11 protein-coding genes and 1 pseudogene are annotated in these 11,044 nt (G+C 57.9%); all 12 read left to right on the forward strand.

Annotated elements, in window-relative coordinates; translation table 11 throughout:
* The first annotated feature begins 21 nt into the window (after positions 1-21).
* The 12 genes and pseudogenes from CHU70_RS09705 to carA all read left to right on the forward strand — a co-directional run bounded on the left by CHU70_RS09705 (position 22) and on the right by carA (position 11,028).
* A complete protein-coding gene (locus CHU70_RS09705) occupies positions 22-537 on the forward strand; it encodes a prepilin peptidase (protein ID WP_224783722.1) in 516 nt (171 codons plus the stop codon).
* A gap of 94 nt (positions 538-631) precedes the next feature.
* A complete protein-coding gene (gene aroC, locus CHU70_RS09710) occupies positions 632-1,819 on the forward strand; it encodes a chorismate synthase (RefSeq protein WP_187269731.1) in 1,188 nt (395 codons plus the stop codon).
* A gap of 40 nt (positions 1,820-1,859) precedes the next feature.
* On the forward strand, positions 1,860-2,381 hold the full coding sequence (locus tag CHU70_RS09715) for a shikimate kinase (RefSeq protein ID WP_048731844.1): 522 nt from the start codon (positions 1,860-1,862) through the stop codon (positions 2,379-2,381).
* An 87-nt stretch (positions 2,382-2,468) separates the two neighbouring features.
* Positions 2,469-3,575 (forward strand): 3-dehydroquinate synthase, encoded by a 1,107-nt coding sequence (aroB, locus tag CHU70_RS09720; RefSeq protein WP_147719048.1) that lies wholly within the window; start codon positions 2,469-2,471, stop codon positions 3,573-3,575.
* The gene (aroQ, locus tag CHU70_RS09725; protein ID WP_016422704.1) at positions 3,575-4,051 is read left to right on the forward strand and encodes a type II 3-dehydroquinate dehydratase; all 477 of its coding nucleotides are present in this window, start codon (positions 3,575-3,577) and stop codon (positions 4,049-4,051) included. Before aroB ends, aroQ begins: the two co-directional genes overlap by 1 nt.
* Positions 4,048-5,220 carry a Xaa-Pro peptidase family protein gene (locus CHU70_RS09730; RefSeq protein WP_070653108.1) on the forward strand — a complete coding sequence of 391 codons (1,173 nt, stop codon included), beginning with the start codon at positions 4,048-4,050 and terminating at the stop codon, positions 5,218-5,220. Before aroQ ends, CHU70_RS09730 begins: the two co-directional genes overlap by 4 nt.
* Before the next feature lie 87 nt (positions 5,221-5,307).
* Positions 5,308-5,871 (forward strand): elongation factor P, encoded by a 564-nt coding sequence (gene efp, locus CHU70_RS09735; protein WP_016422706.1) that lies wholly within the window; start codon positions 5,308-5,310, stop codon positions 5,869-5,871.
* A 48-nt stretch (positions 5,872-5,919) separates the two neighbouring features.
* A pseudogene (gene nusB / locus CHU70_RS09740) lies at positions 5,920-6,441 on the forward strand (transcription antitermination factor NusB); the annotation flags it as partial.
* Positions 6,442-6,875: 434 nt separating this feature from the next.
* Positions 6,876-7,445 (forward strand): bifunctional pyr operon transcriptional regulator/uracil phosphoribosyltransferase PyrR, encoded by a 570-nt coding sequence (gene pyrR / locus CHU70_RS09745; RefSeq protein ID WP_016422708.1) that lies wholly within the window; start codon positions 6,876-6,878, stop codon positions 7,443-7,445.
* Positions 7,442-8,395, forward strand: a complete 954-nt coding sequence (locus CHU70_RS09750) for an aspartate carbamoyltransferase catalytic subunit (protein WP_147739801.1) — start codon at positions 7,442-7,444, stop codon at positions 8,393-8,395. The genes pyrR and CHU70_RS09750 overlap by 4 nt, the downstream gene beginning before the upstream one ends.
* Complete coding sequence (locus tag CHU70_RS09755; RefSeq protein WP_016422710.1) at positions 8,396-9,757, forward strand: dihydroorotase; 1,362 nt, start codon at positions 8,396-8,398, stop codon at positions 9,755-9,757.
* 38 nt (positions 9,758-9,795) lie between these two features.
* Complete coding sequence (gene carA / locus CHU70_RS09760; RefSeq protein ID WP_255465687.1) at positions 9,796-11,028, forward strand: glutamine-hydrolyzing carbamoyl-phosphate synthase small subunit; 1,233 nt, start codon at positions 9,796-9,798, stop codon at positions 11,026-11,028.
* The last annotated feature ends 16 nt before the right edge of the window (positions 11,029-11,044 follow it).

Below are 11,044 nucleotides of genomic sequence, written 5' to 3' on the forward strand. Positions count from 1 at the left end.
GTTTTCTATTTCCTAGTCGTGATGCTTGTACTCGGCTGGGGCGGTATTGGCTGCTGGTTGGATGTGACTCGGCGAAGACTACCGAACTGGTGGTTAGTGCTAGGGGCAGTGGGTCTGATAGCAACCACTGGAATGGTGCTCCAGCAAAAGAGCACCTTGGCTGACAATCTCGCCAGTGCAGTCGCAGCCATAGGAACAGGAATAGGCCTCTGGTTTGGCCTCTATGTAGCAGTCTTCATCTTCAACCCACGCTCTATGGGGGCTGGAGATGTGAAGCTCGCAGCAATTCTCGGGGGCGGTGTCGGTCTGGTATCGGGCGAGCCAGTGGCGACAGCAATTTGGATTGCAGTGGCAATTCTGTTGGCTGCCGGACTCACTCTCCTCATGGCAGGAGTCACCGCGGGAAAGCGGGGCTGGGGTGACCGTCGTAAAGCAAAAACAGCGCCTGTACCGGCGAGCGTGCCTCATGGGCCTGCGATGCTTGCAGCAACCGCCATTGTGTGGGGGATAAGCGGAGGGTACCTACAAGTCCCCTGAAGCGGTAGACCAGGGGCGATGAAATGGGGCATATTTGAAACTTGTATGCCCCCAAATGCACAAGAAGTACGGCAAACGTGACATTATGATACCTATGCTTCGTTGGACTACCGCGGGTGAATCTCACGGCAAAGCGCTTATCGCTCTCGTAGAAGGCGCGCCAGCCGGACTTCCCCTGACTACAGATGACGTATCACGCCACCTCGCACGCCGCCGCCTCGGCTATGGTCGCGGGGCGCGAATGAAGTTTGAGGCTGATGAGGTCACCCTGCTGACTGGCATTCGACATGGTGAGACGCTGGGATCGCCGATTGGCATTATGGTCGGCAACTCCGAATGGCCCAAGTGGACTGAGGTCATGAGCCCGGATCCAGTTGACCCAGTTGTTTTGGATACAGCTCGTGGCGCCACCTTAACCCGCCCGCGCCCGGGGCATGCCGATTTCAACGGCATGCTGAAGTACAACCACACCGATGCTCGAAACATCCTGGAGCGTTCATCGGCTCGCGAGACTGCAGCACGTGTGGCGGCATCGGTTGTGGCACGCTTAATTCTGCGTGAGACTCTCGGTGTGGAAGTTGTCAGCCACGTTATTTCCATCGGTCGTTCGGAGCCCTACGAGGGGCCACTGCCGACCTTCGCTGATCAGGACAAGATTGACGAGTCGCCAGTGCGTGCATTCTCCGCAGCTGCGGAGGAGTCGATGATTGACGAAATCAAGGCCGCCAAGAAGCAGGGCGACACCCTCGGTGGCATCGTCGAGGTCGTTGTCCACGGTCTGCCGGTGGGTCTGGGATCGCACATTTCCGGTGATGCCCGTCTGGATTCGCAGCTTGCGGCTGCCTTGATGGGAATTCAGTCCGTCAAGGGCGTGGAGATCGGCGACGGTTTTGAGGAAGCCCGTCGCCGTGGCACCGAGGCTCACGATGAAATGGTGCGTACCGACGACGGCGTGGATCGGGAAACTAACCGCGCCGGTGGCCTGGAGGGTGGCATGACTAATGCTCAACCTCTCGTTGTGCGTGCTGCGATGAAACCAATTTCGACCGTTCCGCGTGCGCTGAAGACCGTCGATATGGCCAGCGGCGATGCAGCTACCGCAATCCACCAGCGCTCTGATGTCTGCGCGGTCCCGGCCGGCGGTGTTGTCGCAGAGGCAATGGTCGCGCTGGTACTGGCGCGTGCAGTGATGGAAAAGTTCGGCGGCGATAGCCTGGAGGAAACCAAGCGTAACGTTGAGGGCTACTTGGAGCAGACTCGACGTCGCCTTGATTGGAAATAGCGCCACAGTCGCGCACACGAAGAAGGGTAAAACGAGGGGAATGTCCGTTCCTACTATTGTCCTTGTCGGACCGCCCGGATCGGGAAAGTCCACCATCGGTCGTCGACTGTCTCGTGCATTGAGCACAAGACTCACCGATACCGATGAGATGATTGAACAGCGCATGGGCAAGACTTGTGGGGAAGTCTTTTCCGAGCTGGGAGAGCCGGAATTCCGCCGTATCGAGGAACAAATCGTGGCGGAGGCTCTGACCCACGACGGAATCGTCTCACTTGGCGGTGGTGCCGTGATTTCGCAGGCGACCCGTGACCTGCTGGCAGACCATAACGTCGTCTACCTCGAGATCAGCATTGCAGAGGGGGTCCGTCGTACAGCGGGTAACAATTCGCGCCCGGTGCTCCAGGCGGATGACCCTGAGGCTCATTACCGCGCGCTCTATGAGGCTCGCCGAGCTTTTTACGAAGATGCAGCCACTTTCAAGGTGCGTTCCGACGAACGTTCCCCGCAGCGCGTTGTGGCCGAGATCCTCAGCTACCTCGATGAAACCTGCGACGAGGCTTAACTGGCGACTCTTAAAAGGCGGCAGCTAATCACTGCCGTATAACCAGCAACTCCATACATTTCTTACGCTAACGACTAGGGACTGACAATGAACTCAACCCGCACAATCCGTGTTGAAGGCCCATCCCCGTACACGGTAGCCATGGGGCATGGACTCACCGAGCAGATTGCGGAGGCCGCTACGTTTGCCTCCCAGGTTGCGGTGATTCACCAGGAGAGCGTTCAAGAGCTGAGCTTCGGCGTCATCAAGGCTCTGGCGGACAAAGGAGTCGACGCCTTTAGCATCCAGGTTCCGGATGCGGAGGAGGGCAAGACGCTCGCAGTTGCTGAAACAGTTTGGGACACTTTTGGTGAACGCGGTCTGGGCCGGCGTGACGCGGTAATCGCGATTGGCGGCGGTGCAGCCACAGATTTCGGTGGGTTCGTCGCCGCCGCGTGGATGCGTGGAGTGAAGGTTATCCAGGTCCCGACAACGCTGCTCGGCATGGTCGACGCAGCTGTCGGTGGTAAGACCGGTATCAACACTGCAGCCGGCAAGAACCTGGTCGGCGCTTTCCACGAGCCTGCCGCGGTGTTCTGTGACCTGGATGTCCTGCGCACCTTGCCGAAGGCTGAACTGATTGCGGGCTCGGCAGAGATCATCAAGGCTGGATTTATCGCGGACCCGAAGATTCTCGATCTTTACGAGGCAAACCCGCAGACCTGCCTCGATGTTGACGGTGACTTGCCAGAACTGGTCGAGCGCGCGATTGCTGTCAAGGCACGCGTTGTCGCTGAGGATTTGAAGGAATCTGGCCTCCGCGAGATCCTGAACTATGGCCACACTTTCGGTCATGCCGTTGAGCACTTTGAAAACTACCGCTGGCGCCATGGCCACGCCGTCGCTGTAGGCATGGTTTATGTCGCCGAGCTGGCCAAGATCACCGGACATATTAATCAGGAACTCGTAGACCGCCATCGTCGCATCCTAGAGTCCATTGGGCTGCCAACGACCTACCAGGCAGGTCGTTTTACCGAGCTCTACGATGCTATGACCAGGGATAAGAAGAACCGGGATGGTGCGATCCGATTCGTTATTCTGGAACGCCCCGGTGAAACAGCCCGTCTTGAAGGTCCGGGCATGGATGACCTCGAGCGTGCATACGAACTGCTCTGCAACAATGGGCAGGCCGCATCTGAGGAGTCAACCCGCTAATGACCTCTCTTCGTGCAGCAACGGATGCCACAACGGCGATTCCGACCGTGCTTGTTCTGAACGGCCCGAACCTCGACCGTCTGGGCAAGCGTCAGCCAGAAATTTACGGTGCCACTACTTTGGCCGATGTCGAATCTGAACTTCGCACCCTAGCCAAGGAGCTTGGCGTCGTAGTGGATTGCCGCCAATCCAACTATGAAGGTCAACTCATCGAGTGGGTTCACGAAGCTGCCGACTACGGTTGGCCAGTCATTATCAATCCAGGGGGGTTGACACACACCTCCGTCGCCCTACGTGACGCGCTTGCCGAAATTGCCGACGGCGCGGGCTTCCACGAGGTCCATATTTCAAACATTCACGCCCGGGAGGAGTTTCGGCACCACTCGTACCTGTCGGCGCTTGCCGCGGGCGTTATCGTCGGATGCGGAACTGATGGGTATTCCATGGCACTGAGAAGGGTGAGTACGAAACTATGACAGATATCTCCACGAACTACGCCGCCCGCCGAGCCGCTCTTATCGACGCATTGTCCGACAACGACTGCGACGGTTTCCTCACAGTCGATCCGACGCATGTTGGTTGGCTTACAGGTTTCCACGGCTCGAATGCTGGTTTGATTGTTGCGGCCAGTGGGGAAGCGCTGCTTTCCACCGACGGCCGCTATACGGTTCAGGCTGGCAAACAGGCACCGGACGTGGAGTTACTCACCGCCCGCAACACCGGCGTGGCACTCGTCGGTCAATGCCGAAAGCTGGATATCTCGCGTCTTGGTGTTGAATCTGAGTTCCTCACTATGGCCGCTTATCAAGAGCTAGAGGATGCCCGGCCACAGGCACTCGAGCTGGTATCGACTACGGGCGTCGTCTCTAAACTGCGGGAGGTCAAGTCCGATACAGAACTCGTCGCTCTGCGCCACGTCGCCGACATCGCGGTCCGCGCATTCGAGGACTTGCTTCACGACGGCATCGTGGTCGCCGGCCGCACGGAGCGCGAAGTCGCCGCAGAGTTGGAGTACCGCATGCGCATGCATGGCGCCGATCGGCCAAGCTTCGACACGATTGTCGCGAGCGGCCCGAATTCCGCCAAGCCACACCACGGAGCGGAAGATCGCGTAATCGAGGCAGGTGACCTGGTCACTATTGACTTTGGCGCCTTTGCCGGGGGCTACAACTCAGATATGACACGTACCCTCTTTGCCGGTGAGGCGGGAACGTCGTCAAGCGAAAACGGTCCGAACAATACGTCGTCAGATTTGGACGGCGCGATTGTTGCCGGGGTGGAGTTCGCAGACGAGAAGGCCCGAGAGATTTACAATGTCGTGCTGGAAGCCCAGCTGGCTGGCGTAAAAGCGGCCGTGCCAGGGGCTGATGTTGTGGCTGTAGACGCAGCATGCCGGGACATTATTGAAAAGGCTGGTTATGGGGAGCACTTCGTTCATTCCACCGGCCACGGAATCGGTATTGAGGTGCATGAGGCTCCATTTGCTGCTCGCACCGGCAAGGGGAAGTTGGCAGCTGGCATGACGTTGACCATCGAGCCTGGTATTTATGTGCCGGGGTTCGGCGGTGTGCGCATCGAAGATACGTTGATTATCACCGACACCGAGCCGGAAATTATTACGCAGCTGCCGAAACCGCGGGCCTAACATCACGGCGTTTTATTTTTCTCTCGATGAGATACGGAGTATCGTGGTTTCGTCAGAGAGCTTTTTAACAATTTCAGGAGAGTTTAGTTGGCTACCACCGCAGATTTTAAAAACGGTCTAGTTATCAAGCACGACAATAAGCTTCAGCAGATCGTGGAGTTCCAGCACGTCAAGCCAGGTAAGGGTCCGGCATTCGTCCGCACCAAGCTGAAGGACGTTCTGACCGGCAAGGTTGTTGACAAGACTTTCAACGCTGGCGTCAAGATTGAGACTGCTACCGTCGACCGTCGCGACATGACGTACCTGTACCACGACGGTGAAGGATACGTCTTCATGGACGACAAGACCTACGACCAGATTTCCATCCTGGACGCTCAGATGCCGGAGGGTGCTAAGTTCCTGCTTCCGGAAACCACCTGCCAGGTGTCCTTCCATGAGGGCAACGTTCTTTTCGCTGAAATGCCTGTTTCGGTTGAACTGAAGGTTGAGCAGACCGACCCGGGTCTGCAGGGCGACCGCTCCACCGGTGGCACCAAGCCGGCAACTTTGGAGACTGGCGCTGAGATTCAGGTGCCGCTGTTCATCGAAACCGGCGACGTACTGAAGGTCGACACCCGTGACGGCTCCTACCTGTCCCGCGTCAACCACTAATTCCCTCATCTAGTTCACCCTTTTGTTGAGAGCGATACATACACATCCATGACTGAAAAGGATCACAAGTCCGTCGAGACCCCGGATGCGCAGGAGTCCGCGAAAGTTCGCGAACCTAACTACAAGCGCCACGGCGCGCGCTACCGTGCGCGCCGTCGTGCGGTAGATCTGCTATTTGAGGCCGAGCAGCGAGGCGTCGACGTCGTCAAGCTTCTTGAAGAGCGGCTGGAAATGGTCCGTAATCCCGATCTGGATGTGAATCCAATTGCGGAGTACACCGAGCAGATCGTGCGCGGTGTAGCTGCGGAAATTATCGGTATCGACTCGACGATTTCTTCGTACCTGACGGAGGAGTGGCCGCTGCGTCGCCTACCGGCAGTCGACCGTGCTATCTTGCGTCTTTCCACCTGGGAGCTGTTCTACAACTCCGACGTGCCTCCGCGTGTGGCCGTGGTGGAAGGCGTTGAGCTGGCATCGGAATACTCCACTGATGTGGCGGCACCGTACATCAACGCAGTTCTCGATGCCGAGGCCAAGATTGCCGACCAGGCACGCCTGGCAGCAGCAGCTGTTAGCACTTCGGTGGGCGAGTCCCAGTTCGACGAGGCTATTCAGGCACAGGCTGCTGCAAATGAGGAAGCTGACAAGGCACTGGCTGACTCCGATGAGATGGCTAAGATTACCGGCCTGGACATGAGCGATATTGCCAAGCTGGTGGCTGAAGACGTGGCTAAGAGCGAGAACGGGTCCTAGCCAATCAAAGCGGCCGGGCTCACTGCGAGCCGATCACAGTCGGTTCTCGCGGATTGTCTGAAACTCCAAGTCCCTTTTTTGGGGGCTTGGAGTTTTGTTGCATTTAGAGGCAATTTAAGTGTGAGTGCTATTCTGGTCAGCGGAAGTTTGCACCGCGCCCGTAGTTGCGAGTCATGCAAACTGATAATCAAATATCCACAATCAAGACATCCTTTAACGGACCGCACTGAGAGGCGGGGAAGGAGGTCACGATGAGCGAAGGAACGCCGCAAACAACCGAGCTGCTCAATGCAGACGAAGTTGCACGTACCATCGCGCGCATCGCGCACCAAATTATTGAAAAAACTGCGCTGGATAGCCCAAATGCTGGGCGCGTAGTTCTCCTCGGTATTCCATCTGGTGGCGTACCGCTGGCGGAGAAGCTAGCCGATTTGATTGAACAGTTCTCCGGCATTCGCCCGGAAACTGGATCGCTTGATATCACCCTGTACAGGGATGACTTGCGCAAGGGCCCGCACCGCGCCCTGCAGCCCACGAACATTCCAAACTCCGGAATCGACGGCACCACCGTTGTTCTCGTAGACGATGTCCTCTTCTCAGGTCGCACAATTCGTGCCGCACTCGACGCTATTGCTGACATCGGTCGCCCGCGAGTAATTCAGCTTGCAGTGCTGGTTGATCGTGGTCATCGTCAACTACCAATTCGCGCCGATTACGTCGGTAAGAATCTGCCAACTTCCCGCGACGAAGACGTCGATGTGCTGGTAGAGGCACTTGACGGCCGTGACGCGGTTATTCTCACCCGGGCGGAGGAACAGTGAAACACCTGATTAGCATTGCGGATTTGACCAAGGATGAAATTGTCGGCCTGATGGATGAGGCCGATCGTTTCAAGGAGGTCATCCGCGGTCGGGAAATTAAGAAGCTGCCGACCCTGCGCGGCCGCACTATTTATAACCTCTTTTACGAGAACTCCACGCGTACCCGCTCTTCTTTTGAGACTGCGGGTAAGTGGATGAGCGCCGATGTTATTAATATCTCGGCTTCCTCTTCCTCTGTGAAGAAAGGCGAAAGTCTGAAAGACACCGCGCTGACTTTGGATGCTATCGGCGGCGATGCCATGGTCGTTAGGCACCCATCGTCGGGCGCGGCACAGCTGATCGCCAAGTGGACTGAGGAATTTGGCAACGGCCCATCGATCATCAACGCGGGTGACGGAAAGCACCAGCACCCGACGCAGGCTCTCCTGGACGCGGTGACGTTGCGTCAGCGCCTCGGTGGAATTGAGGGGCGCAAGGTCGTCATCGTTGGCGATATTTTGCACTCTCGCGTCGCTCGCTCTAACGCCGATCTGCTAAGCAAGCTCGGCGCCGAGGTCGTCTTCGTCGCGCCACCGACGCTGCTGCCGTTTGGCATCGAGACCTGGCCGGTGCGTGTTGCCTACCGCATGGAAGACGAGATTCGCGATGCTGATGCCGTGATGATGCTCCGCGTTCAGCAGGAGCGCATGAACGGAGGCTTCTTCCCATCCCATCGCGAATACGCCACTCGCTACGGGCTGTCGAAGGCTCGCGAGAAGATGCTTCGCGACGACTGCATTGTGATGCACCCAGGCCCGATGCTTCGTGGCATGGAAATTAACGATGCCGTCGCTGATTTGCCGCGCACTGCCGTGCTGCAGCAGGTAGCCAACGGTGTCCACGTCCGCATGGCAGTTCTTTTCACACTGCTGACCTCAGGTGTTTCCGCCAACTTGGAAGGGCAGGCATAAATGTCGAATCGCAATGAGTATGACGAAGCCTCGTACCCCGAGGTAGGACCATTGGCAGCACCCGCACGGGGACAGCTGCTGCTGAAGGGTGTGCGTCCCTACGGTGAAGGCGAAGACGTCGACGTCTTGATTGAAGATGGCGTTATCGCTGAGATTGGAGAAAATCTCACGGCCGAGGACGGGGTAGAGGTCCTGGAGTTCGACTCCCTCGTTCTCTTGCCAGGCCTGGTTGACATCCATGTGCACCTGCGGGAGCCGGGCCGTGAAGATACGGAAACCCTGGCCACTGGTTCCGCTGCCGCAGCACGCGGTGGTTTCACCGCAGTGTTCACTATGGCCAATACCGCGCCGGTAACCGATGACCCCTCGATTGCTGAGTCGGTGTGGCTCAAGGGCCAGGCGCTGAACCTCTGCGACGTTCACCCGGTCGGATCCATTACTAAGGGGCTGAAGGGCGAGACGCTGACTGAGTTCGGCATGATGGCAGACTCGCAGGCGAAGGTACGCATGTTCTCCGATGACGGTAAGTGCGTTGACAATCCGCTGATTATGCGCCGCGCGATTGAATACGCCCGCGGCGAAGACGTATTGCTGGCGCAGCACTGCGAAGATCCGCGTCTGACCGCAGATGCATCGGCTCACGAAGGTCCGACCGCCGCACGACTCGGCCTGACCGGGTGGCCGCGCGTAGCTGAGGAGTCCATCGTGGCCCGAGATGCCATTATGGCTCGCGACTACGGCGGACGCATGCACATCTGCCACGCTTCCACCGAAGGCACGGTTGAGCTGGTCAAGTGGGCAAAGGAGCATGATATTCCGCTGACCGCCGAGGTTACCCCGCATCACCTGATTCTCACCGATGAGAAGTTGGAGACCTACGACGGCGTCTACCGCGTCAATCCGCCGCTGCGTGAGCAGCGCGACACCCTGGCTCTGCGTCAGGCTCTGATTGACGGGATCATTGACTGTGTCGCTACCGACCACGCTCCGCACGGCTCTGAAGAAAAGTGCTGCGAGTTCGAGCACGCTAAGCCCGGCATGCTTGGTCTGGAGACCTCGATGCCAATCATCGCCGAAGAATTCGTTTTGAAGGGCGATTGTGATTGGCGCTGGCTGGCCAAGGTCATGAGTGAGCGTCCCGCTCAAATCGTGAAGCTACCGGGGCACGGCCGTCCGATTGCTGTCGGTGAGCCTGCCAACCTGACCGTTGTTGACCCGGGCAAAAAGTGGACGGTCCGCGGCGAAGACCTGGCGTCGAAGTCTGAGAACACTCCATATGAGGAAATGGAGATGGCCGTGTCCGTGGCAGCTACCGTGCTGCGCGGTAAGGTGACCGCTCTTAACGGAGAGGTCGCTGGATAATATTCATGTCAACGCATAAACATTCACATGCGTCCCGTATGATTAATGTAAATTCCTCGCACGCTACCCAACTGAAAGGCAATAACGTGAGCAACGAGTCGCAGGCCGCGGCCGCTACAGCGGCAGTCCTGGTATTGGCAGATGGCCGAGTGTTCCGCGGACGCGGTTTCGGCGCCACCGGTACAACCCTGGGTGAGGCAGTTTTTACCACCGCTATGACGGGCTACCAGGAAACCCTGACGGACCCGTCCTACCACCGCCAGCTGATTGTGGCTACCGCACCACAGATCGGCAACACCGGTTGGAACGATGAGGACTACGAGTCCCGCGGAAACAAGATTTGGGCAGCTGGCTTTATTATCCGCGATTTGTCGCGCATTCCCTCCAACTGGCGCTCGGAGCGCAGCTTGGAAGATGAACTGAAGGCACAGGGCATCATCGGTATCCGCCAGATTGATACCCGCGCGCTGGTTCGCCATTTGCGCGACAATGGCTCGATTGCCGCTGGTATTTTTTCCGGTGAGGACGCACAGCAGCCCGTCGATAAGCTGGTGGAAATCGTTCGCGCTCAGCCTGCGATGAAGGGCGCGGACCTGGCTCGCGAGGTCAGCACCGATGAGGCCTATGTCGTGGAACCACAGGGGGAGAAGAAGGCACGTGTTGTGGCCTACGACCTGGGCATCAAGTCCAACACCCCGCGTGAGCTGGCTAAGCGTGGCCTGGAAGTCGTAGTTGTTCCGGCTAACACTCCGTACGAAGATATTAAGAAGGAATACCAGCCGGACGGTGTCTTCTTGTCCAACGGCCCGGGTGACCCGGCAACTGCTGATGAGATGGTTGCGGTCGCCAAGGCTGCCCTCGATGACGGCATGCCGCTATTCGGTATCTGCTTCGGTAACCAGATTCTTGGTCGCGCACTCGGCCTGAATACCTACAAGCTGGTCTTCGGTCACCGCGGCGTCAATGTTCCGGTGAAAGACCACCGCACTGGCCGTATTTTTATCACCGCTCAGAACCACGGTTTCGCACTTGAAGGCAAGGCCGGCGAGAGTTTCGATACCCCGTGGGGCGAGGCAGAGGTTACGCACACCTGCCTTAACGACGACGTCGTGGAAGGTGTCGCACTGAAGAACGGCATGGCCTTTTCTGTGCAGTACCACCCGGAGTCCGCAGCCGGCCCGCACGATGCGCACTCTCTCTTTGATGACTTCCTGGCGCTGATCCAGAAGGTCGATTTCAACAAGTCCGCAACCGGAAACTCGAACAAGTAGGAAAGGGCTAAGGGAC

Origin of the sequence: Corynebacterium sp. LK10, from assembly GCF_008042455.1 — a bacterium.
GTDB classification, from domain to species: domain Bacteria; phylum Actinomycetota; class Actinomycetes; order Mycobacteriales; family Mycobacteriaceae; genus Corynebacterium; species Corynebacterium jeikeium_D.